This is a genomic window from Kitasatospora acidiphila, from assembly GCF_006636205.1.
In the GTDB taxonomy this organism is placed as follows: domain Bacteria; phylum Actinomycetota; class Actinomycetes; order Streptomycetales; family Streptomycetaceae; genus Kitasatospora; species Kitasatospora acidiphila.
On the sequence record NZ_VIGB01000003.1, the window covers coordinates 3,319,192 to 3,342,709 of the forward strand.

The 23,518-nt window shown below is 71.6% G+C and carries 15 protein-coding genes and 2 pseudogenes; 9 read left to right on the plus strand and 8 right to left on the minus strand.

Annotated features, from left to right (window positions below; genetic code table 11):
- Nucleotides 1–514 precede the first annotated feature (514 nt).
- The 8 genes and pseudogenes from E6W39_RS15605 to pyk all read left to right on the plus strand — a co-directional run bounded on the left by E6W39_RS15605 (nt 515) and on the right by pyk (nt 14,535).
- Complete coding sequence (locus E6W39_RS15605) at nt 515–2,440, plus strand: alpha-1,4-glucan--maltose-1-phosphate maltosyltransferase (RefSeq protein ID WP_181799284.1); 1,926 nt, start codon at nt 515–517, stop codon at nt 2,438–2,440.
- Nucleotides 2,437–4,139, plus strand: a pseudogene (gene treS / locus E6W39_RS15610) (maltose alpha-D-glucosyltransferase). The gene E6W39_RS15605 and the pseudogene treS overlap by 4 nt, the downstream one beginning before the upstream one ends.
- Before the next feature lie 214 nt (nt 4,140–4,353).
- Nucleotides 4,354–5,889, plus strand: coding sequence for a maltokinase N-terminal cap-like domain-containing protein (locus E6W39_RS15615; protein ID WP_181799285.1), 1,536 nt, complete (start codon nt 4,354–4,356; stop codon nt 5,887–5,889).
- An 87-nt stretch (nt 5,890–5,976) separates the two neighbouring features.
- A pseudogene (gene glgB, locus E6W39_RS15620) lies at nt 5,977–8,354 on the plus strand (1,4-alpha-glucan branching enzyme).
- A gap of 57 nt (nt 8,355–8,411) precedes the next feature.
- Nucleotides 8,412–9,590, plus strand: a complete 1,179-nt coding sequence (locus tag E6W39_RS15625; protein ID WP_141634045.1) for an alpha/beta hydrolase — start codon at nt 8,412–8,414, stop codon at nt 9,588–9,590.
- Between the two features lie 121 nt (nt 9,591–9,711).
- Nucleotides 9,712–11,844 (plus strand): phosphate acetyltransferase, encoded by a 2,133-nt coding sequence (gene pta, locus E6W39_RS15630; protein WP_141634046.1) that lies wholly within the window; start codon nt 9,712–9,714, stop codon nt 11,842–11,844.
- Nucleotides 11,837–13,042, plus strand: coding sequence for an acetate kinase (locus tag E6W39_RS15635; protein ID WP_141634047.1), 1,206 nt, complete (start codon nt 11,837–11,839; stop codon nt 13,040–13,042). The genes pta and E6W39_RS15635 overlap by 8 nt, the downstream gene beginning before the upstream one ends.
- A 62-nt stretch (nt 13,043–13,104) precedes the next feature.
- A complete protein-coding gene (gene pyk / locus E6W39_RS15640; protein WP_141634048.1) occupies nt 13,105–14,535 on the plus strand; it encodes a pyruvate kinase in 1,431 nt (476 codons plus the stop codon).
- Between the two features lie 62 nt (nt 14,536–14,597).
- On the opposite strand, the gene E6W39_RS15645 is transcribed toward pyk, so the two are convergent.
- From E6W39_RS15645 to trxA, 4 genes are all read right to left on the minus strand, one after another.
- Entirely contained in the window at nt 14,598–16,136 is a 1,539-nt protein-coding gene (locus tag E6W39_RS15645) for a hypothetical protein (RefSeq protein WP_141634049.1), read from the minus strand.
- Nucleotides 16,133–16,753: a DUF6114 domain-containing protein gene (locus E6W39_RS39370; RefSeq protein ID WP_181799286.1), complete on the minus strand. Its 621-nt coding sequence runs from the start codon at nt 16,751–16,753 to the stop codon at nt 16,133–16,135. The genes E6W39_RS15645 and E6W39_RS39370 overlap by 4 nt, the downstream gene beginning before the upstream one ends.
- 170 nt (nt 16,754–16,923) lie before the next feature.
- Entirely contained in the window at nt 16,924–17,610 is a 687-nt protein-coding gene (locus tag E6W39_RS15655; RefSeq protein WP_141634050.1) for a DUF6230 family protein, read from the minus strand.
- A gap of 620 nt (nt 17,611–18,230) precedes the next feature.
- Nucleotides 18,231–19,214 carry a thioredoxin gene (gene trxA, locus E6W39_RS15660; RefSeq protein ID WP_141634051.1) on the minus strand — a complete coding sequence of 328 codons (984 nt, stop codon included), beginning with the start codon at nt 19,212–19,214 and terminating at the stop codon, nt 18,231–18,233.
- Between the two features lie 367 nt (nt 19,215–19,581).
- Here trxA and E6W39_RS15665 point away from each other — a divergent pair, with 367 nt between their 5' ends.
- Nucleotides 19,582–20,199, plus strand: coding sequence for a TetR/AcrR family transcriptional regulator (locus E6W39_RS15665; protein ID WP_228718174.1), 618 nt, complete (start codon nt 19,582–19,584; stop codon nt 20,197–20,199).
- A 57-nt stretch (nt 20,200–20,256) separates the two neighbouring features.
- On the opposite strand, the gene E6W39_RS15670 is transcribed toward E6W39_RS15665, so the two are convergent.
- The 4 genes from E6W39_RS15670 to E6W39_RS15685 form a co-directional block, all read right to left on the minus strand.
- On the minus strand, nt 20,257–21,942 hold the full coding sequence (locus tag E6W39_RS15670; protein WP_141634053.1) for an acyl-CoA mutase large subunit family protein: 1,686 nt from the start codon (nt 21,940–21,942) through the stop codon (nt 20,257–20,259).
- 135 nt (nt 21,943–22,077) lie between these two features.
- Nucleotides 22,078–22,416, minus strand: a complete 339-nt coding sequence (locus tag E6W39_RS15675; protein ID WP_141634054.1) for a DUF3817 domain-containing protein — start codon at nt 22,414–22,416, stop codon at nt 22,078–22,080.
- A 53-nt stretch (nt 22,417–22,469) separates the two neighbouring features.
- Nucleotides 22,470–22,994: a MarR family winged helix-turn-helix transcriptional regulator gene (locus E6W39_RS15680; protein ID WP_141634055.1), complete on the minus strand. Its 525-nt coding sequence runs from the start codon at nt 22,992–22,994 to the stop codon at nt 22,470–22,472.
- 76 nt (nt 22,995–23,070) lie between these two features.
- Complete coding sequence (locus E6W39_RS15685) at nt 23,071–23,304, minus strand: DUF3817 domain-containing protein (RefSeq protein WP_323809035.1); 234 nt, start codon at nt 23,302–23,304, stop codon at nt 23,071–23,073.
- Between the last annotated feature and the right edge of the window lie 214 nt (nt 23,305–23,518).

A 23,518-nucleotide genomic window follows, 5' to 3' on the forward strand; every position in this document is an offset into this window, starting at 1 on the left:
CACCCCTACCCCGGTCGTTTCCGCGGGTGGGTCGGAATCGCCCTACCGGGCGTGCCACGAGGCCGCGCGCCGGGACGTGCGCCGTCTCACCGTCCCGGGCCCCGTGGGCGCCGCCAGCAGCAAAAACAGCTGTCGGCCATACCCCGGACACGGCGGTACGGGCAGGCACCGGTCGCTCCTCTGTCCCCCCACCCAGAAGTCCTCCGGCACTCCCCGGCGCCCTGACGCCCCGGGACTGCCGCCGATCTCGGGCAGGAGTCTCGGCATGCACGGCGATACACGGAATCAGTCCGCACTGGTGTCCGAAGGATTGGAGTCATCCGCCCTGCCTTCGGTATCGATTCCGGCCATAGCGGTACCGGCTCCCACCCCGCTGCGGCGCCGCGCCACCCGAACGGCCGAGACGCCCGCGCAGTCCGGCGGTGCCAAGCCCGCCACCCCCAGTGGCGCCAAGCCCGCCACTGCCAGGAAGCGCACGGCCGCGCCCCGGACGAAGACCAAGGAGAGCGACCCGATGATCGGTCGGATCCCCGTGCTCGACGTCGCCCCCGTGGTGGACGGCGGCCGACGCCCGGCCCGCGCGGTGGTCGGCGAGACCTTCCTGGTCACCGCGACGGTGTTCCGCGAGGGCCATGACGCGGTGGGCGCCAATGTGCTGCTGCGCGATCCCAAGGGCCGCGGCGGGCTGAGGGTTGCGATGCGGGAGCTGGCACCCGGCACCGACCGCTGGGGCGCCGAGGTCACGCCGACGGCCGAGGGCCGGTGGAGCTACACCGTGGAGGCCTGGAGCGATCCGGTGGCCACCTGGCGGCACGCGGCCGCCATCAAGATCCCGGCCGGGCAGGACGTCGGACTGATCCTGGAGGAGGGCGCGCTGCTGCTCGAGCGGGCCGCCGCCGAGGTGCCCAAGCGGGACGGGCGCCCGCTGGTGCTGCGCGCGGTCACCGCGCTGCGCGATCCGTCCCGCCCGCCGCTCACCCGGTTGGCCGCCGCGCTGACTCCCGAGGTGACCGCCGTGCTGGCCCGCCACCCGCTGCGGGAGCTGGTGACCTCCTCGGCGCCGCTGCCGCTGCAGGTGGAGCGGCGGCGGGCGCTGTACGGGTCGTGGTACGAGTTCTTTCCCCGTTCCGAGGGTGCCACCCTGAACCCGCCGAGGTCCGGGACGTTCCGGACGGCTGCCGAGCGGTTGCCGGCGATCGCCGCGATGGGCTTCGACGTGGTCTACCTGCCGCCGATCCACCCGATCGGGCAGGCCTACCGCAAGGGCCCCAACAACACCCTGACCCCGGGCCCCGACGACGTCGGCTCGCCGTGGGCGATCGGCTCCCCCGAGGGCGGCCACGACGCGATCCACCCGGACCTGGGCACCATCGAGGACTTCGACGCCTTCGTCGCCCGCGCCGGTGAACTCGGCCTGGAGATCGCCCTGGACTTCGCCCTCCAGGCCTCACCCGACCACCCCTGGGTCAACAAGCACCCCGAATGGTTCAGCCACCGCATCGACGGCACCATCGCCTACGCCGAGAACCCGCCCAAGAAGTACCAGGACATCTACCCCATCAACTTCGACCAGGACTTCGACGGCCTGGTGCGCGAGACGCTCAAGCTGCTGCGCCACTGGATGGGCCACGGCGTGCGGATCTTCCGGGTCGACAACCCGCACACCAAGCCCGTCCACTTCTGGGAGAAGGTGCTCGGCGAGATCAACCGCACCGACCCCGACATCATCTTCCTGGCCGAGGCCTTCACCCGCCCCGCCATGATGCACACCCTGGCGAAGATCGGCTTCCAGCAGTCCTACACCTACTTCACCTGGCGCAACAGCAAGCACGAACTCACCGAGTACCTCACCGAGCTGTCCGGTGCGGCGGCCGCCTACATGCGGCCCAACTTCTTCGCCAACACCCCGGACATCCTGCCCCGGCACCTGCAGCACACCGGCCCCGCCGCGTTCGCGGTCCGCGCGGTGCTGGCCGCCACCCTCTCCCCCAGCTGGGGCGTCTACGCGGGCTTCGAGCACGCCGAGTGCGTACCGGCCGGCCCGGACACCGAGGAGTACCTGGACTCGGAGAAGTACCAGCTGCGCCCGCGCGACTGGACCCGCACCGACACCCTGGCCCCGCTGCTCACCCGGCTCAACGAGCTGCGCCGGGCCCACCCGGCGCTCCAGGAACTGCGCAACCTCGCCTTCCTGCCCACCGACAACGACCAGGTGATCGCCTACACCAAGCGCACCGGCGAGGACGAGGTCATCGTCGTGGTCAACCTCGACCCGTGGCACCCGCAGGAGGCCACCGTCACCCTTCCGAGTGACGGTCCGTTCGCCGTCACCGACGAGCTGAGCGGCGAGCAGTACACCTGGCACCGCCACAACTACGTCCGGCTCGACCCCTCAGCGTCGCCGGCCCACCTCCTCACCGTTCGGAGGATCTCCCTGTGATTGTGAACGAGCCCGTCCCCGACACCTTCGCGGACACCGAGCAGAAGGACCTGGACCCGGAGTGGTTCAAGCGTGCGGTCTTCTACGAGGTGCTGGTGCGGTCCTTCCAGGACAGCAACGGCGACGGTGTGGGTGACCTCAAGGGGCTCACCACCAAGCTCGACTACCTCCAGTGGCTGGGTGTGGACTGCCTCTGGCTCCCGCCGTTCTTCGCGTCCCCGCTGCGCGACGGCGGCTACGACGTGGCCGACTACACGGCGGTGCTCCCCGAGTTCGGCGACCTGGCCGACTTCGTGGAGTTCGTGGACGCGGCGCACAAGCGCGGCATGCGGGTGATCATCGACTTCGTGATGAACCACACCAGTGACCAGCACCCGTGGTTCCAGGCCTCCCGCAACGACCCTGACGGCCCGTACGGCGACTTCTACATGTGGGCCGACGACGACAAGCAGTACCCGGACGCGCGGATCATCTTCGTCGACACCGAGACCTCCAACTGGACCTACGACCCGGTCCGCAAGCAGTACTTCTGGCACCGGTTCTTCTCCCACCAGCCGGACCTCAACTACGACAACCCGCGGGTCCAGGACGAGATCATGGCGGCCCTGCGGTTCTGGCTGGACCTGGGCATCGACGGCTTCCGGCTGGACGCGGTGCCGTACCTGTTCGCCCGCGAGGGACCAACTGCGAGAACCTGCCGGAGACCCACGAGTTCCTCAAGCGGGTCCGCAAGGAGATCGACGCCGACTACCCGGACACCGTGCTGCTGGCCGAGGCCAACCAGTGGCCGGAAGACGTCGTCGACTACTTCGGCGACTTCACCTCCGGCGGCGACGAGTGCCACATGGCCTTCCACTTCCCGGTGATGCCGCGGATCTTCATGGCGGTGCGCCGGGAGTCCCGCTACCCGGTGTCGGAAATCCTCGCCAAGACGCCGGCCATCCCGCACGGCTGCCAGTGGGGCATCTTCCTGCGCAACCACGACGAGCTGACCCTGGAGATGGTCACCGACGAGGAGCGCGACTACATGTACGCGGAGTACGCCAAGGACCCGCGGATGCGGGCCAACGTGGGCATCCGCCGCCGGCTCGCCCCGCTGCTGGAGAACGACCGCAACCAGACCGAGCTGTTCACCGCACTGCTGCTGTCGCTGCCCGGCTCCCCGGTGCTCTACTACGGCGACGAGATCGGCATGGGCGACAACATCTGGCTGGGGGATCGCGACGGCGTGCGCACGCCGATGCAGTGGACGCCCGACCGCAACGCGGGTTTCTCCTCCGCCGACCCGGGCAGGCTCAGTCTGCCGCCCATCATGGATCCGGTCTACGGATACCAGGTGACCAACGTCGAGGCGCAGCAGAGCAGTTCGTCCTCGCTGCTGCACTGGACCCGGCGCATGATCGAGATCCGCAAGCTCAACCCGGCCTTCGGGCTCGGCAGTTACACCGAACTCCCGTCCAGCAACCCGGCCGTTCTGGCGTTCGTCCGGGAGTACGAGGGTGACCTGGTGATGTGCGTCAACAACTTCTCCCGCTTCCCCCAGCCCACTGAGCTGGACCTGCGGCAGTACGGCGGGCGCTACCCGGTCGAGCTGATCGGCGGGGTGCGGTTCCCGTCGATCGGCGAGTGGCCGTACCTGCTCACCCTGGCCGGGCACGGCTTCTACTGGTTCCAGCTGCGCCGGCCCGTGGCGCAGTAACGATCCAGCGACCCCGGGGGCGCGCGGCGCGAGGCAGCTGCGCCCCGGTCCACCGCGCGCCACCCCGTACGGAGAACAGCCCAACGCCTACCCCTCAGGCGTGACACCCGAGCCCGACTCGCGTGCCGCCGCCGCAGCGCCGCCGAAATCCGGAAGACTGGCGGGCCCGGCCTGATCCACCGGGCCGTCAGCCTGCTTCCGGGGAAAGGGAGTCATGTCGGAAATCTCCCGTTCTCAAGCCCACGCCCACCGCGACGCGGGAACCGCGCCCCGCGGCCAGGGCGGCGCGGGCGGTCCACACGGTGCCGGCGGCGCGGGCCGCGGCGCCGGCGGGCATTCCGGGCACACCGACAGACCGCGCGGCAGCACCTCCCTGGCGGTCGGCGAGCTGGTGGAGGCCGCGCTGCCGATGATCGCCGACTGGCTGCCCGGCCAGCGCTGGTACGCCGGCAAGGGCCAGGCGATCACCGGCCTGCGCCCGGTCACCGCGACCCCGCTGGTCACCGGCGACCCGGCGATGCTGCACCTGCTGCTCCGGGTGGAGCACGGCGAGCAGTCCGACCTCTACCAGCTGCTGCTCGGCCTGCGGGCCGAGGCACCGGCCGACCTGCTGCCCGAGGCCTCGCTCGGCAGCCTGACCCACGGCCCGTACGACGGCGCGGCGCTCTACGACGCGGTGCACGACCCGGAGCTGACCGGCCGGCTGCTCGCCCACCTGGCCACCGCCGACCGGTTCGGTCCGCTGGCGTTCCGCCGCACCCCCGGCCCCGGCCTGCCGAGCGACCTGCTGGGCCGGGCCGGCACCGCCGAGCAGTCCAACACCTCGGTGATCTTCGGCACCGCGTTCATCCTCAAGCTGTTCCGCCGGATCAGCCCCGGCACCAACCCCGACCTGGAGCTCTCGCTGGCGCTCTCCCGGGCCGGCAGCACCCGGATCCCCCGGGTGGCGGCCTGGTTCGAGAGCCGGATGGCCGGGTCCGAGCCGGCCACCCTGGGCCTGCTGCAGCGGTTCCTACCGGACGCGGAGGACGGCTGGGAGCTGGCCCTGGACCAGGTGGCCCGGCTCAAGGGCGACCCCAGCCCCGGCAACTTCGCGGTGGAGGCGCACCGGCTCGGCCGGGCCACCGCCGAGGTGCACCGGGTGCTGGCCCGCGCCCTGCCGGTGGCCCGGCTGGACCGCGAGCAGACCGGGCGGCTGGCCACCGGGATGGCCGAGCGGCTGGACGTGGCCGCCGCCGCGGTGCCCGCGCTGCGGCGCTACCGGCCGGCCCTGCACGCCGCCTTCCAGCAACTGACGGCGGACCACCTGACCGGCCTGATGGTCCAGCGGATCCACGGCGACCTGCACCTGGGCCAGGCGATGCGCACCCCGCACGGCTGGGTGCTGCTGGACTTCGAGGGCGAGCCGGCCAAGTCGGTGGCCGAGCGGCGGCTGCCGCAGCCGGCCCTGCGGGACGTGGCGGCGATGCTGCGCTCCTTCGACTACGCGGCCGCCCACCTGCTGGCCGGCGCACCGCAGCCGGACCCCCAGTTGGCCCATCTGGCGGCCAGCTGGGCGGCCCGCAACCGGACCGCCTACTGCGCCGGCTACACGGCGGCCGGCGGCACCGATCCGGCGGCCTGCCCGGAGCTGCTGCGGGCCCTGGAGATCGACAAGGCGGTCTACGAGGTGGTCTACGAGGCCCGGCACCGGCCCAGCTGGCTGCCGATCCCGCTGACCGCCATCCACAGGCTCGCCACCACCATCTGACTTATGGTCAGAGCAACTGCCCCGCCCGTTCCGTAGCCGTCCCAGGAGGATCCAGCCGTGGCCCCGCTCGACCGCCCCACCCCGAACGTGCCCGCCACCTTCCTTCCGGGCCGCCCGGGCAGCGGCGGCGGCCGAGCCCCGGCGGCGCACCAGGCCGGTCAGCCGGGTCAGCCGAGCCGTCGGAGCCGGGGCGGCCGGCGGCCGGCGCCGGTACCGGTCGTCCCCAAAGCACCGGCAGTCCCGGCCGTCGAGGCCCGGGCGGTGGACGGTCCGGTGCTGCGGCTCGCCGAGGCGCCGCTGCCGCCCGCCGAGATCGAGCGGCTGGTGAGCGGCGCGCACCACGACCCGCACGCACTGCTCGGTGCCCATCCGACCACCGGGGGACGGCCATCCGGGTGCTTCGCCCGCTGGCCGAGCGGGTCACCGTGGAGACCGCCTACGGCCCGGCCGAGCTGACCCACCAGCAGGGCGGCCTCTTCACCGGGCTGCTGCCGGGCTCGGCGATCCCCGCCTACCGGCTGCTGGTGAGCTATCCGGGTGGCGAACCGCTGCCCCAGGAGGACGGCTACCGGATGCCGCCCACCCTGGGCGAGCTGGACCTGCACCTGATCCGGGAGGGCCGGCACGAGAAGCTCTGGCAGGCCCTGGGCGCGCACCGGCGCACCGTGGCCGGGGTGGCCGGGATCGGCTTCGCGGTCTGGGCGCCGAACGCCGTCGGGGTCCGGCTGGTGGGCGACTTCAACCACTGGGACGGCACCGGGTTCCCGATGCGCTCGCTGGGCGCCAGCGGGGTCTGGGAGCTGTTCGTGCCGCACCTGCCGGTCGGCACCCGGTACAAGTTCGAGATCCGCGGCCGGGACGGGCAGCTGCGGCAGAAGGCCGACCCGCTGGCCCGGCAGGCCCAGATGCCGCCGGAGACCGCCTCGGTGGTCGCCGACTCCGACTACATCTGGGGCGACGCCGAGTGGCTGGCCAGGCGCGCCCAGGCCCACCACCACCGCGAGCCGATGTCCGTCTACGAGGTGCACCTGCCGTCCTGGCGCCCCGGCCTGGACTACCGCCAGTTGGCGATTGAACTCCCGGCGTACCTAAGGGAGTTGAATTTCACGCACGTGGAGTTCATGCCGTTGCTGGAGCACCCGTTCGGCGGGTCGTGGGGCTACCAGGTGTCGGGGTTCTACGCGCCGACGTCGCGGCTGGGCTCGCCCGACGACTTCCGCCACCTGGTGGACGCGCTGCACCAGGCCGGGATCGGCGTGATCATGGACTGGGTGCCGGCCCACTTCCCCAAGGACGACTTCGCACTGGCCAGGTTCGACGGCGAGCCGCTCTACGAGCCGGCCGACCCGCGCCGCGCCGAGCACCCCGACTGGGGCACCCTGACCTTCGACTACGGCCGCACCGAGGTGCGCAACTTCCTGGTCGCCAACGCGGTCTACTGGTGCGAGGAGTTCCACATCGACGGCCTGCGGGTCGACGCCGTCGCCTCCATGCTCTACCTCGACTACTCGCGGGCCGACGGCGAGTGGGTGCCCAACCAGTTCGGCGGGCGGGAGAACCTGGACGCGGTGCGGTTCCTCCAGGAGATGAACGCCACCGTCTACCGCCGCTGCCCCGGCGTCGTCACCGTCGCCGAGGAGTCCACCGCCTGGGACGGCGTCACCCGCCCCACCGACAGCGGCGGCCTGGGCTTCGGCCTGAAGTGGAACATGGGGTGGATGCACGACTCGCTGGTCTACATGTCCAAGGAGCCGGTGCACCGCAAGTACCACCACAACGAGATCACCTTCTCCATGGTCTACGCCTACTCGGAGAACTACGTGCTGCCGATCTCGCACGACGAGGTGGTGCACGGCAAGCGGGCGCTGGTGAGCAAGATGCCCGGCGACTGGTGGCAGCAGCGCGCCAACCACCGGGCGTACCTGGGCTTCATGTGGGCCCACCCGGGCAAGCAACTGCTGTTCATGGGCCAGGAGTTCGCGCAGGGCGCGGAGTTCCACCACGAGCAGGGCCCGCAGTGGTGGGTGCTGGACGAGGGCTGGCCGGCCGCCGAGGACCACCTCGGGGTGCGCCGGCTGGTCGCCGCGCTGAACCGGAGCTACCTGGACGTCCCCGCGCTCTGGGAGCAGGACACCCGGCCCGCCGGCTTCCGCTGGCTGGACGCCGGCGCGGCCGAGGACAACCTGCTCGCCTTCGTCCGGTACGCCGCCGACGGCACGCCGCTGGTGGTCGTCTGCAACTTCTCCCCCGTGGTCCGGCACGGCCACCGGATCGGGCTGCCCAAGCTGGCCGGCACCGACCAGCTCTGGCGCGAACTGCTCAACACCGACGATCCGCGGTTCGGCGGCAGCGGGGTGGCCAACGCCGCGCCGATCAAGGCCGAGAGCATCGCCTGGAACGACCAGCCGCAGAGCGCAGAGCTGATCATTCCGCCGCTCGCCACCCTCTGGTTGCTCCCAGCCTGATTCCCAGCGCTCTCCCAGTTACGCAACCGAACACGCGTACTGGCAGTCTTTGCTCTCGTGGAACTGACCGGCACGCCCTTCTTCATCCTGACCATCGTCCTCTTCGTGGCCTCGATAGCCCTGGCCCTGGCGTACTGGGGACGCGGCCGGGGCGGCTATGCGGAGGTCCCCGGCGGCCGCCGACGCGGTCGGGGCCGCCGCACGGGCGCAGCGACCCCGCTGGGTTACCTGGGCTCGTTCGCAACCGTCCTTCTCTGCCAGTTCACTGCCATTGCGGTGGTGTTCACCTGGGTGAACGACGACAACCAGCTGTACGCCAACTGGGACGACCTGCTCGGCACCACCAGCCATGTCCGCTCGGTGCCGGTGCCGCCCAAGGACAACGGCCTGGCGGGCGACCAGAAGTCCGGCACCCCCAAGGTGGTCGCCTCCTTCCACGCGCCCAGCTCCGACGCGGTGCCGCGGGACGTCAAGGAGACCGACCTGAAGGGCAAGCTCTCCGGGGTGGACGGCGAGGTGCTGGTCTGGACGCCGCCGCAGTACGACGACCCGGCGTACAAGGACAAGAACTTCCCGGTGGTCGAGCTGCTGGCCGGCTACCCCGGCAGCACCAGCACCTGGTACGGCGACACCGGCATGAACGTCACCAAGCAGCTCGAGCCGCTGATGAAGTCCGGCCAGATCACCCCGTTCATCCTGGTCACCCCGCGGGTCAACCTGCTGCAGAACGCCGACACCGGCTGCGCGGACGTCCCCGGCAAGGTCAACGCCGAGACCTGGCTGTCCCGCGACGTGCCGCAGATGGTCCTGGACAACTTCCGCACCACCGCCTCGCCCGACCAGTGGGCGGTGGCCGGCTACTCGGCCGGCGCGCACTGCGCGGCCCTGCTCGCCCTGGGCCACCCGGACCGGTACCGGGCCGCGATCGCCATGTCCGGCTACAACGACCCGAGTGGGGAGAGCGACTCGCTGACCGCCAAGGACCCCAAGCTGAGCCAGACCTCCAACCCGCTCTACCTGCTCACCCACGCCGCCACCCCGCCGAACGTCTCGCTCTGGATGAGCGGCCGCAAGACCGACGGCCTGCCGGACGCCACTGCGCTGCAGCAGGCCGCCAAGCCGCCGACGTCGGTCACCCAGGTCGAGACCACCGGGGCGCACCTGATGTCCACCTGGCGGCCGCTGGTGGTGCCGTCCTTCAAGTGGCTGAGCGGCATCATCCCGGCACCCAAGTGATCTTCGTCCCTAGCCCCGACCGGCCACTGCACATGCGAACGCCTGACCAGGCTGCGAAGGTATGGTCGAAGCGACCCGGCCCGCTGGGGCCTGAGGAATCGGACGGAACGGGGTAGCACGGGTGGCACGCAGTGTGTACGTGACCGGGATCGACCGGGGGGACGGCCGGCAGGCGGTCGAGCTCGGGGTCATGGAACTGCTGAGCCGCCAGGTGGACCGGGTCGGGGTGTTCCGCCCGCTGGTGCACACCGACGCGCCGGGGCGGGCCGACCACATGCTGCAACTGCTGCGCTCCCGCTACCGGGTGGACCTGCCGGCCGCCGAGCTCTACGGGCTCGGCTACGAGGAGGCGGCCGCGCTGGCCGCCGCCCAGGGCCAGGACGAGCTGGTCTCGGTGCTGGTCGAGCGGTTCCGCGCCCTGGAGCGCAAGTGCGAGGCGGTGCTGGTGCTCGGCACCGACTTCGCCGACACCAACATCCCCGACGAGCTGGCCTTCAACGCCCGCCTCGCCAACGAGTTCGGCGCCCTGGTGCTGCCGGTGGTCGGCGGCCAGCACAAGGACCAGCAGACCGTCACCGCCGAGGTGCTCAACGCCCACCGCGCCTACGCCGACCTGGGCTGCTCGATACTGGCGACGATCGCCAACCGGGTGCTGCCGAGCGCCGAGTCGCAGGTGCTGCTCGGGCTCGCCGGCAAGCTGCCGGAGCCGGTCTACGTGATCCCCGAGGAGCCGGCGCTGGCCGCCCCGACGGTGGCCCAGCTGATCGAGGCGACCGGGGCGGAGGTGCTGCTGGGCGACGCCGCGGGGCTGGCCCGGGACGTCCGCGGCTTCGTCTTCGGCGGGGCGATGCTGCCGGCCTTCCTCGGCGCGCTGACCGAGGGCGCCCTGGTGGTCACCCCCGGGGACCGGGCCGACCTGCTGATCGGCTCGCTGGCCGCGCATGCGGCCGGTGCCCCGCCGCTGGCCGGCGTGCTGCTGACGCTGGACCAGCACCCGGGCCCCGACGTGATGGCGCTGGCCGCCCGGCTGGCCCCCGGCACCCCGGTGGCCGTGGTGCACGAGGGCAGCTGGCCGACCGCCGCGGCTCTCACCCACATCGAGGGCCGGCTCGGCGCCGCCAGCCCGCGGAAGGCCGAGATCGCCCTGGGCCTGTTCGAACTGCACGTCGACTCCGCCGAGTTGACCAGCCGGATCGAGCTGGGCCGGTCGGACCGGGTGACCCCGATGATGTTCGAGCACGAGTTGCTGGAACGGGCCCGCACCGACCGCCGGCACGTGGTGCTGCCGGAGGGCACCGAGGAGCGGGTGCTGCGCGCCGCCGAGATCCTGCTGCGCCGCAACATCTGCGACCTGACGCTGCTCGGCGCGGAGGACGCCGTCCGGCGCAAGGCCGCGAGCCTGGGCATCTCACTGCCGGAGCCGGCCGAACCGGTGGAGCCGGTCGACCGGGCCCGGCTGTGGATCGTCGACCCGGCCACCTCGCCGCTGCGCCGCCGGTTCGCCCAGCGCTACGCCGAGTTGCGCGCGCACAAGGGCATGACCGTCGAACTGGCCCTGGACGTGGTCACCGACGTCAGCTACTTCGGCACCCTGATGGTCCAGGAGGGCATCGCGGACGGCATGGTCTCCGGCTCGGTGCACTCCACCGCCGCCACCATCCGCCCCGCCTTCGAGGTGATCAAGACCTCGCCGGGCGCCTCGATCGTCTCCTCGGTCTTCTTCATGTGCCTGGCCGACCGGGTGCTGGTCTACGGCGACTGCGCGGTCAACCCCGACCCGGACGCCCGGCAGCTGGCCGACATCGCCATCCGGTCCGCCGAGACCGCCGCCCAGTTCGGGGTCGAGCCGCGGGTGGCGATGCTCTCCTACTCCACCGGCAGCTCCGGCTCGGGCGTCGACGTGGACAAGGTCCGCAAGGCCACCGAGCTGGTCCGCGAGCGCCGCCCCGACCTGCTGGTGGAGGGCCCGATCCAGTACGACGCCGCCGTCGACCCGCAGGTGGCCGCCACCAAGCTGCCGGGCTCCGAGGTCGCCGGGCGGGCCACCGTGCTGGTCTTCCCGGACCTCAACACCGGCAACAACACCTACAAGGCGGTGCAGCGCTCGGCCGGCGCGGTGGCCGTCGGCCCGGTGCTGCAGGGCCTGCGCAAGCCGGTCAACGACCTGTCCCGCGGCGCGCTGGTGCAGGACATCGTCAACACGGTGGCGATCACCGCCATCCAGGCCCAGTCGAAGGAGTTCGGCGGTGCGTGAGGCGACCCGGATCCTGGTGCTCAACGCCGGCTCCTCGTCGGTCAAGTACCAGCTGATCGAGATGCTGGACGGCCGGCGGCTGGCGGTCGGCCTGGTGGAGAAGATCGGCGAGCGCACCGGTCGGCTGGTGCACACCCCGATCCACGGCGAGCGGCGCGAGTCGGAGCGGGTCTTCGCCGACCACGCGGCCGCGCTCAAGGCGGTGGCCGCCGAGCTGGCCGCCGACGGCGTCGGCCTGGACTCCCCCGAGCTGGCCGCGATCGGCCACCGGGTGGTGCACGGCGGCAAGCGTTTCACCGCACCGACCGTGATCACCGACGAGGTGCTGAAGGAGATCCGCCGGCTGGTCCCGGTGGCTCCGCTGCACAACCCCGCCAACATCACCGGCATCGAGGTGGCCCGGGCGCTGCGCCCCGACCTGCCGCAGGTTGCCGTCTTCGACACCGCCTTCCACACCACCATTCCGGACCACGCGGCCCGCTACGCGATCGACACCGCGGTCGCCGACGAACACCGGGTGCGCCGCTACGGCTTCCACGGCACCTCGCACCAGTACGTCTCCCGGGCCACCGCCCGGCTGCTCGGCAAGGACCCGGCCGAGGTCAATGTGATCGTGCTGCACCTGGGCAACGGCGCCTCCGCGGCCGCGGTGGCCGGCGGGGTCTGCGTGGACACCTCGATGGGCCTGACCCCGCTGGAGGGCCTGGTGATGGGCACCCGTTCGGGTGACATCGACCCGGGCGTGGTGTTCCATCTGCACCGGGTCGGCGGGCTCTCCATCGACGAGATCGACGACCTGCTGAACCGCCGCAGCGGCCTGCTCGGCCTGTGCGGCGAGAACGACATGCGCGAGATCATGCGGCGGGCCGAGGAGGGCGACCAGGCCGCCACGCTCGCCTTCGACGCCTATGTGCACCGGCTGCGCAAGTACCTCGGCGGCTACTACGCGGTGCTCGGCCGGGTGGACGCGATCGCCTTCACCGCGGGCGTGGGCGAGAACGCCGCGCCGGTGCGGGCCGCCGCCTGCGCAGGCCTGACCGAGCTGGGGATCGAGGTCGATCCGGAGCTCAACTCGGTGCGTTCCGGCCAGGCTCGGGTGATTTCACCGGAATACTCGCGAGTAGTGGTCGCGGTGGTGCCGACCGACGAGGAACTGGAGATTGCCCAGCAGGCGTACACCGTGGTCCACCAGGGTTAATGGCCGGAGTCAACGGCTCGTCCCCCGTTCCGGGAATAACTCATACGGATAGGATCATCGATATGCGCCGAGCAAAAATTGTCTGCACCCTGGGTCCGGCGACGGACTCGTATGAACAGTTGAAGGCCATTGTCGAGGCGGGCATGAACGTCGCCCGGCTCAACATGAGCCACGGCTCCCACTCGGAGCACGAGGAGCGGTACCTGAAGGTCCGCCAGGTGGCCGAGGACACCGGCCGCACCATCGGTGTGCTGGCCGACCTGCAGGGCCCCAAGATCCGTCTGGCGACCTTCGCCAACGGCCCGGTGACCGTTGACAACGGCGACACGTTCACCATCACCACCGAAGACGTCCCCGGTGACCAGCACATCTGCGGCACCACCTACAAGGGCCTGCCCGGCGACGTGAAGCCCGGCGACCCGATCCTGATCAACGATGGCGTCATCGCCCTGGAGGTCGTCAGCGTCGACGGCCCGCGGGTGAAGACCGTGGTGGTCGAGGGCGGGGTGCTCTCCAACAACAAGGGCATCAACCTGCCCGGGGCGGCCGTCAACGTGCCGGCCCTGTCCGAGAAGGACAAGGACGACCTGCGCTTCGCGCTGCGCCTCGGCGTCGACATGGTCGCGCTCTCCTTCGTGCGCAACGCCGCCGACATCGACGACGTGCACAAGGTCATGGACGAGGTCGGCATCCGGGTGCCGGTGATCGCCAAGATCGAGAAGCCGCAGGCCGTCGAGGCGATGGAGGAGATCGTCCTCGCCTTCGACGCGATCATGGTGGCCCGCGGCGACCTGGCGGTCGAGTACCCGCTGGAGAAGGTGCCGCTGGTCCAGAAGAAGCTGATCACGCTGGCCCGCCGCAACGCCAAGCCGGTCATCGTCGCCACCCAGATGATGGAGTCGATGATCCACGCCTCCCGGCCGACCCGCGCCGAGGTGTCGGACGTGGCCAACGCGATCCTGGACGGCGCGGACGCCGTGATGCTGTCGGCCGAGTCCAGCGTCGGCAAGTACCCGGTCGAGACCGTCAAGACGATGAGCCGGATCGCCGAGCAGGCCGAGGTGGAACTGCTCTCCCAGGGCCTGCAGCCGCTCAACCCGGGCCGCAAGCCGCGCACCCAGGGCGGTTCGGTGGCCCGCGCCGCCTGCGAGCTGGGCGACTTCCTGAACGCCCAGGCGCTGGTGGCCTTCACCAAGTCGGGTGACACCGCCCGCCGGCTCTCCCGCTACCGCTCGCCGATCCCGGTGATCGCCTTCACCCCGGACTCGGCCACCCGCAACCAGCTGTCGCTGAGCTGGGGCGTGGAGGCCTATGTGACCGAGCAGGTCGAAACCACCGACGAGATGGTGCTCCAGGTCGACCAGGAGCTGCTCAGCATGAAGCGGCTCGGCGCGGGCGAGACGGTGATCGTCACCGCCGGCTCACCGCCCGGCATCCCGGGCAACACCAACATGGTCCAGGTGCACCACCTGGGCTCCCGGGTCGGTCACTGACCCCGGACACGTCAGTGGGCCCCGCCGGTGGTTGACACCGGCGGGGCCCACCGCGTTGTCGGTCAGAGCCCGTCGTAGGGCTGGTCGTCGTTGTAGAGATGCATCCCCGGGATGTGCAGGTCACCGCCGAACTGGCCGGCCTGCACCGCCTTGACGCCGGTCAGCGCCATGTCGATCGGGATCGGGATCGCGCCGATCAGGTTGTAGAGCCACTGCGGCAGGGTGTCCGGGGTGAGCGTGATGGTGCCCAGCGGCGGCAGCGGGATGCCGTACAGCGAGGCCAGCTGGCCGCTGAGGCTCTCCACGTACATGGTGATCGGGCCGTTGCGCATGGTGGAGGTGGTGTTCGGGCCGCCCTTCACATGGAAGGTCTTGGCCTGGTTGCCGCCGGCCGCGGTGTCCTCGATCGTCGACATGTCGAGATTGTCGATGTCCACCGAGGAGACGGTGAACTTGAGCACCCGGTAGGTGCGGGTCGGGCTGTGCACCTCGTAGACACCGCCGAAGACCGCGCCGTAGAGCGACAGCTTGGTGGTGTGCAGGGTCCAGCTCTGGTCCGGCACCACATTGCCGGTCAGCGCGCCCGACGCGGTCAGCTTGCTGGTGTCCACCGGGCAGAGCGGGCGGGTGTCGCCGTTCGCCAGCGCCGAGGCGACCGCGGAGGGCGAGGCGGTGCCGGACGGCGAGGCGGAGTCACTCGGGGACGGCGACGCGGTGGGCGAGTCGCTGGGTGTCGCGCCGGGGCTGTCCGAGGGTGCGGCGGCCGACGGGCTCGCGGCGGTGCCGCTCGGGGTGGCACCGGGTGCCACCGGGACGGCGTCCCGGGGCGCCGGGGCGGCCGGGGTCGGGGAGCTCGCCGCCGTCGGGGAGTTCCCCGTCGTCGGGGCGCCGCTCGGGCTCGCGGCGCTGCTCGGCGACGCGGTGCCGCTCGGGCTCGGGCTGCCGGACGGGCTCGGCGGGTTCTGCTGGTTCTGGTGGCCCGGGTCGAAGATCCCGGCGATGCCGCCCAGGATGCCCCCGATCAGGTCCTGGCTCTGCGCGGCGCCCGGCTGGGCGGCGGCGGCCTGCACCGCCTGCCGGGTCACGTTGGTGGCGGCCTGCTGCTGGGCGGCGCTGGCCGGCGCGGCGGCGGGCACGGCGGCAGCGGGCTTGGCAGCGCCGGCCGGCTTGGTGCCGGTGGCCGGAGCCGACTGCGCGCCACCGGCAGCGGCGCCCGACTGGCCGGCGGGAGCGGCCGCCTGGCTGCCCCCGGTGGCAGCGCTCGGCTGGCCGCCTGCGGTCTGGCTCCCCGCGGCGGGCGTGCTCCCCACAGTGGCGGCGGGCGTGCTGGGCCCGGGCAGCGGCGTGAGCGAGCTCTTGGGCACCGGGGTGACGGTGGTGGCCGGGGTGGTCGCGGGGGTGCAGCTGGCCGCGGTGCCGGCGGTCGCCGCGTGGGCCAGCTCGGGGGCCACGGTGGCGGCCATCAGCAGCGCGGTCGGCACCGCGGCGGCGCCCAGCAGCTTGGCCCGGTTCAGGCCCCGCGTACGCGGCGCGGCATGCCGGCCGGAGCCGCGGCGCCGGGCGGGCTGGGCCGGCTCGGCTTGGTTGTCGCTCCCGCTCACTCGTCCGCTCCCGTCTGCTCGGCCTGTGCCGCCCCGGTGGCGGCGGACTCGGCAGGCGCCCCGGCAGCCTGCCCGCCGGCCGCCTCCCCGGCGGCCACCGACTGCGCCAGCCCGGCCGGCGCGGTGCCATCGCCCGCCCAGCGGGCGGCGAGCTGCTCCTCGACCGGGCGCCGGAAGGCCTCCGCCTCGGCGTGCGCGGCCAGCTGCTCCTCGGTCAGCGGAGTCCAGGCGCAGAGCAGGCCGCCGCCGATCAGGCCCAGGATCAGGCCCATCCCGAAGCCGCCGAGGTTGGAGACCGGGATCGAGATCAGGGTCAGGATGGTGACGCCGACCCCGCAGAACACCCGGCTCATCGGCTGGAACCAGGCGGCCACGCCGAGCAGCATCAGCAGCAACCCGATGACCAGCGAACCGGCTCCGGCGGTGGTCGCCATCGCGATGCTGAGCCCGCCCAGGCTGAGGTGCGCGTACGGGAAGTACAGGATCGGGATACCGGCGAGGACCGCGACCATGCCGCCCCAGAACGGCCGGCTGCGGCGCCAGGCGCGGAACCGCACTCCCAGCGGGACTGAGCGGGCGGCGCCGTCGGGCTGAAGGTTGGCAGTTGCGGTGGTCACGATGGAACTCCTCGCGGATCTGTCCGAGGGTGAAGACTCTGGGTGTGCGGCCAGGGGACGGCTCGAAACAGCCGCCCCCTGCCCATTGGGTCCGCGGTCGCGGTCCCGGTTCCGTTCCGTTCGGTGCCGTCCGGCGCTGTGACCCGGCCGGACGGACCGTCAGATCCGGATCAGTAGCACTCGTTGGCGCCCTGCGAGATGTTCAGCTTCAGGCCGGGGAGCTTGAAGGTGCCCGCCGAGGTGGCCCAGGCGGTCTGCTGGACGTTGTGCAGCTCGGCCTTGGGGGCGGACTGGGCGAAGCCCATGGCGCCGGTCGGCAGACCGCCGCCCTTGATGTCCTTGTAGCCCTGGGCGGCGGTGCCCGGCAGGGTGGACGCGTCCTGGCCGATGTTGATCGAGTGGAAGGTCGCGTCCGCGTTCAGGTCGGTCATGTCGATCAGCAGGTTGCTGGCCTGGATCTGAGTCGGGTCGGTCGACGGGTCGTAGCTGTTCTGGTCGTCGGTCGAATTCTGCTCGGGGGCACCACCCGCGTGCAGCTGCAGCGTCCACTTGCCCAGCGGGCCCAGGTCGGTGACCACGGACTGGCACATGTCGTGGAGGGTGGCCTTGTCGAACGCCGAGACGGCCACGGGGTGCGCCGACTTGCCGTCGGCCTGGACGTCGACCGAACCGAACTGCGCGAAGTTCGAGCCGCGCAGGTGGTTGACGGTGACCTTGAACTGCTGGCCGGAGACGGCGAACGAGGCGGCCAGGGTGCTCTGCGCGATGCTGATGCCGATACCGGCGGTGGCGGCGATGCCGGGCACCATCACGAGGGCGAAGCGCTTCCAGCGGGTCTTGCCATAAGTCTTGGACATGCGAGTCCTCCTTCTCGGACGTACATCTCCGGGCGGCCGGAGGGACCGGCCGGGGATGGGAGAAGAGCTACGTCCTCGGTGGCGACGAGCACCGGTAAACAGCGAGCCGACAACCGGTGTTCACCCCCCGAGCGACAACCAGCCGACCACGCGGGGTCGCGCGACCGGAACGAGGACAGGAACCGCGGTGGGACGCGGACACCCCCCTGCCCTCTCAACCGCCGAACGGGTCCGGCGGTTACCCGGTGGGGATCCCGCACTCCAGGTGTCCGGCAAGCTGCCGGGGGATGAAGTGAGGGACCGGGCGTCGCCGATCGTGCTGGAATCCCGGCCGAAGCACAAGAGGCGCCTTACTGACGGGTAATCCAACATCTGGTGATGATGATCATGAACCGGCCATGACATTGACGCAGAGTGACGAAATCCGGCGGCAGGCTCGGAGAAATCTGCTGGAAACAGGAATGAAACACCCGCACACCGTCACCTGAGGTGATGATGCGCGGGTGTTGTCAAGATTTGATAACCCCTCGTCCGGGTTGCCCTTTGTCGCCTTATCTCTGACGACACCGCAGGTCACCCGCCGTGCCACCAGCGGCACCCAGGGACGGTCCGACCGGACGTCAGAAGAGCAGCCGGGCCAGCGCGCTGCGCGCCGCCGTCACCCGCGGATCGTCCGGGCCGATCACCTCGAACAGCTCCAGCAGGCGCACCCGGGCGACGTTGCGGTCGGCGCCGGCAGTCCGGCCCACGGTGTCCAGCAGCCGCCCGAAGGCGTCCTCGACATGGCCGCCCACCAGCTCCAGGTCGGCCGCGTCCAGCTGGGCCCGCACATCGGAGGGGTTGTCCGCCGCCGTGCTCCGCACCGCCTGGGCGTCGAAGCCCTCCACCCGGCGCAGCAGCTCGGCCTGGGCCAGGCCCAGCTGGGCCTCGGTGTTGCCCGGCTGCTCGTCCAGCACGTTCTGGTAGGCCTGGATCGCACCGCCCAGGTCGCCGCGGTCCAGCGCCTCGTGGGCGGCGCTCAGCGCCGGGTCGCCGGGCGCGGCCGGGGCCGCCGGGGCGCCCGCGCCGGCCGTGCCGCCGACGACGCCGAAGCGCTGCTCGGCCACCATGATCAGCTGGTCCAGCACCTGGCGGACGTTGGCCTCGTTCTCCGCACCCTGGAAGAGCGGCACCAGCTGGCCCGCCACCACCGCCATCACGGCCGGGATGCCCTGGATGCCGAACTGCTGGGCGATCAGCTGGTTGGCGTCCACGTCGATCTTGGCGAGCACGATCCGGCCGGCGTACTCCTCGGCGAGCCGCTCCAGGATCGGGCTGAGCTGCTTGCACGGACCGCACCACTCGGCCCAGAAGTCGATCACCACCGGAACCTCGGTGGAGCGCTGCACGACCTCGGCCTCGAAGGTCTCCTCGGTGACGTCGATCACCAGCGGATAGCCGACCGCCGGGGTGCTCTCCCCGTCACCCCCGGCGGCGGCCTGACGGGCGCGTTCGGCGCGGGCCTGCTCGGCCTTCTGGGCGGCCTCCCCGGCCGCCTTCACCGCGGCGAGGTCGACCGCGCCGCGCAGGGCGGCGCTGTTCAGATGCGTGTTCCGTGGCTGCATGGCACCATCCTCCCCCGTCCGCGCCGGTGCCGGGCGCCATCCGCGAGGAAAAGCCGCGGACGCCCCCGGTAGCTGAGCCCGTCGCGCGGATCCCCACCCGCGCTGCCGCGCCCGCCCCTCCCACAGGGCCGGCGCGTGGTTGTCGCTCTATTCGCTACAGGTCGTAGCGTATCTCCCTCGATCCCCCGGGGCGCAACCCCCACCCGGCGCCCGCCGACGTGACGTGGCCCACTTTCGACGACGGCTTCCGCCGCCCGGCCCGGTGCGGCTACCGTGGCAGTTCCCCACCCAAGCTACTGACCAGTACAAATGAGGAGACGCGGTGGCCCCCACCCCGCAACCCGCGACACAGCCTGCGACGCGGCCCGTGCCACATCGTGCAAAAGGCCGCCCGCGCAGTGCCGCCGCGGACCGCGCGATCCTCGACGCCACCCGCGAGGCCCTGGCCGAACTCGGCTGGGGCGGCCTGACCATGGGCGATGTCGCGGTGCGGGCCGGGGTCGCCAAGACCACCCTCTACCGCCGCTGGCCGTCCAAGAACGAGCTGGTGGTGGACGCGGTGGCGAGCCTCTTCGACGAACTGGCGATCGCCGACCGGGGCAGCCTGCGGGCCGACATCGCCGACGTGGTCACGCAGTTCGCCGATCTGCTGGCCCGCCCGGAGAGCCAGGCCGCGCTGCTCGCGCTGTTCGCCGAGGGCAGCCGCGACCCGCAGCTGCGCCGGCGGATCCGCGAGCACATCGTCGACCCGCAGAAGCGGCTGGTGCACGAGGGCCTGGCCCACGCGGTGGCCCGCGGCGAGATACCGGCCGAGGGCGACGCCGTCGAGATCGCCGAGCAGATCGACATCATCTTCGACACCATCGCCGGCGCGGTCGAGCACCGGATGCTGGTGATCGGCGAGCCGGCCGACTCCGAATGGATCAACCGCTTCATCGACCTGCTGCTCAACCAGGGCCTCGTTCCCGGCTGCCCCGGATGCTGACATGACGAACCGCCGGGCGGCGAGGCCGACCCGGCGGTTGCGTTCGGAGCGACCGGCTCAGAACCCGGCCGGCTCCCGGTAGATCCCCCACTCCTTGCGCAGCACGTCGCAGATCTCCCCGAGGGTGGCCTCGGCCCGCACCGCGTCCAGCATCGCCGGGATCATGTTGGCGCCGTCCCGGGCGGCGGCCAGCATCGCGTCCAGCCCCGCGCGCACCGCGGCCTCGTCGCGCGCCGCCTTGCGCGCGCCCAGCGCCCGGACCTGCTCCCGCTCCACCTCGTGGCTGACCCGGAGGATCTCCAGCTCCTTGGTGACCGAGCCGGGGAAGCAGTTGACGCCCACCACCCGCTTCTCGCCCTTCTCCACCTTCTGCTGGTACTGGAAGGCGGCCTCGGCGATCTCGCCGGTGAAGTAGCCCTCCTCTATCCCGCGCAGGATGCCGGCGGTCATCGGGCCGATCGGGTGGTCCTCGGAGCCCTTGGCCAGGATCTTCGCGAAGATCTCCTCGGCCTGCGCCTCGATCCGGTCGGTCAGCGCCTCCACGTACCAGGAACCGCCCAGCGGGTCGGCCACGTTGGCCACCCCGGTCTCCTCCATCAGCACCTGCTGGGTGCGCAGCGCGATCTCGGCGGCCTGCTCGCTGGGCAGCGCCAGGGTCTCGTCGAGGGCGTTGGTGTGCAGCGAGTTGGTGCCGCCGAGCACCGCGGAGAGCGCCTCCACGGCGGTGCGCACCACGTTGTTGTAGGGCTGCTGGGCGGTCAGCGAGACGCCGGCGGTCTGGGTGTGGAAGCGCAGCCACTGCGCCTTCTCGGTCTTCGCGCCGTACCGGTCGCGCAGCCAGCGGGCCCAGATGCGGCGGGCCGCACGGAACTTGGCGATCTCCTCGAAGAAGTCCAGGTGCGCGTCGAAGAAGAACGACAGGCCCGGGGCGAAGACGTCCACGTCCAGCCCGCGGGAGAGGCCCAGCTCCACGTAGGCGAAGCCGTCGGCCAGGGTGTAGGCGAGCTCCTGGGCGGCGGTGGCCCCGGCCTCGCGGATGTGGTAGCCGGAGACGGAGAGCGGCTTGTAGGCGGGGATGCCCTGCGCGCAGTACTCCATCAGGTCGCCGATCAGGCGCAGGTGCGGCTCGGGGGCGAAGAGCCACTCCTTCTGCGCGATGTACTCCTTGAAGATGTCGGTCTGCAGGGTGCCGTTGAGCACGCCCGGGTCGACCCCCTGGCGCTCGGCGGCCACCAGGTACATGCAGAAGATCGGCACGGCCGGGCCGCTGATCGTCATCGAGGTGGTGACATCGCCCAGCGGGATGCTGTTGAACAGCACCTCCATGTCGGCGGCCGAGTCGATCGCCACGCCGCAGTGGCCGACCTCGCCGAGCGAGCGGGCGTCGTCCGAGTCGTAGCCCATCAGGGTCGGCATGTCGAAGGCGACCGAGAGGCCGCCGCCGCCCGCTTGAAGGATCATCCGGTAACGCTCGTTGGTCTGCTCGGCGTTGCCGAAGCCGGCGAACTGGCGGATGGTCCAGGTCCGGCCGCGGTAGCCGGTGGGGTGCAGGCCGCGGGTGTAGGGGTACTCGCCCGGCCAGCCGATCCGCTCGAAGCCCTCGTAGGACTGGTCGGCGGGCGGGCCGTAGACCGGCTGCACCTCGTCACCCGAGAGGGTGGTGAAGTCGGCGTCGCGCTTGCGGGCCCGGTCGTAGCGCTGCTGCCAGCGCTGCCGGCCCTGCTCGATCTCCTCGGCGTCCATGGGCTCCGCTCCGGTCAAGTAGTAGGACGTCCTATCAATTTACTCGGACGTCCTAGTACTTGTCGATGGCAGTCTCGTCCCTCGAACGCGCGAACCCCCGCCGTGGCGGGGGTTCGAGGGTGCTGCGTGCGGTCGTCAGGCGCCGACCGGCTCCTTGGCGGCGGCCGGGGCGGTGGCGGCCGCGGCCTCCCGGACCACCCGGCGCTCGGCGATGAAGGAGGCGAACGGGATGCAGCCGGCCGCCAGCGTGAAGATCAGGCGACCCAGTGGCCACTTGAGCTTCTGGCCCAGCAGGAAGGTCACGATGAAGTACCCGATGTACAGGTAGCCGTGCAGCATCGCCACGTACATGGTGGCGTTCTGGGCGACGTCGAAGCCGTACTTCGCGATCATGAAGCCGCAGAAGATCAGCAGCGCGCAGCCGGTGGCGATGGCCAGGGCGCGGTACCAGGCCAGCAGGGGGGTGGGCTTCATTGGTCGACAGCCTTCACTAGACAAGGGGCTCCGGTAGAGGGTAACCGGCTTGTTCAGGACTCCTCGGCGCGCCCCTCGGCGAAGTCCCCGGCAGCCACCCGCAGCGGCTTGAGCAGGTCGAACACCTGTCGGCACTGCCCCTCGTCGTAGGCCTCCAGGCCGAACTCGATCGCCATCAGCTCCCGGGTGGCCTGCTCCACCACCTCCCGGCCGCGCGGGGTGATGGTGGCCAGCACCCCGCGCCCGTCCAGCGGGTTGGGCCGGCGGGAGACCAGCCCGGACTTCTCCAGCCGGTCCACCGTGTTGGTCACGCTGGTCGGATGGACCATCAGCCGCTCGCCGATCTTGGAGAGCGGCAGCTCGCCGGTCCGGCTGAAGGTGAGCAGCACCAGCGCCTCGTAGCGGGCGAAGGTCAGGCCGTAGGGCTTGACCACCGCGTCCACCCGGGCCAGCAGGATCTGGTGGGCGCGCATCACGGAGGTGATCGCCGCCATCGCGGGCACCCGACCCCAGCGCTGCGTCCACAGCTCGTCGGCGCGGGCGATCGGGTCGAAGTCGAGCGAGAGGGGTTTGGCCACGTCCCACACCGTACCGGCGGCCCGAGCGGCCTCCGGCCCGCGCCCGCATGGTGGACCGCCCACCTGCCAGGACCGGCTATGCGGCCTCGGCCGAGAACTGACCCTTCTCCTCCTTGGCGAGCATCCGCTCCGCGAAGAAACCGCCGGTCGGGAGCACCGAGAGGACGAACAGCAGCGCCACCTTCTTGAGGTCCCAGCGCTGCTTCTGCCAGGCCAGGTAGAGGAAGGCCACGTAGGCGATGAACAGCATCCCGTGGACCCAGCCGAGCACCGGGACCGGGTTGAAGCTGGTGTTCGCCTTCAGCACCACCCCGATCAGCAGGAGTATGAAGGACAGCCCTTCGGGGCGGAGACGAGACGCAGGCGGTGCGCGGCGCTGTTCTGCATGGCAGGGAGTACCTCACGGGGGCGGGGTGCGAACGGGGGAGCTTGTGAAGGGGAGCACAAGCCGCCGCCCATTATGTGTCGCTCGTTCGGGCGAACGGGGGGCGGGGCCGGGTAGCGCTGGTCACACCCGTGGCCGG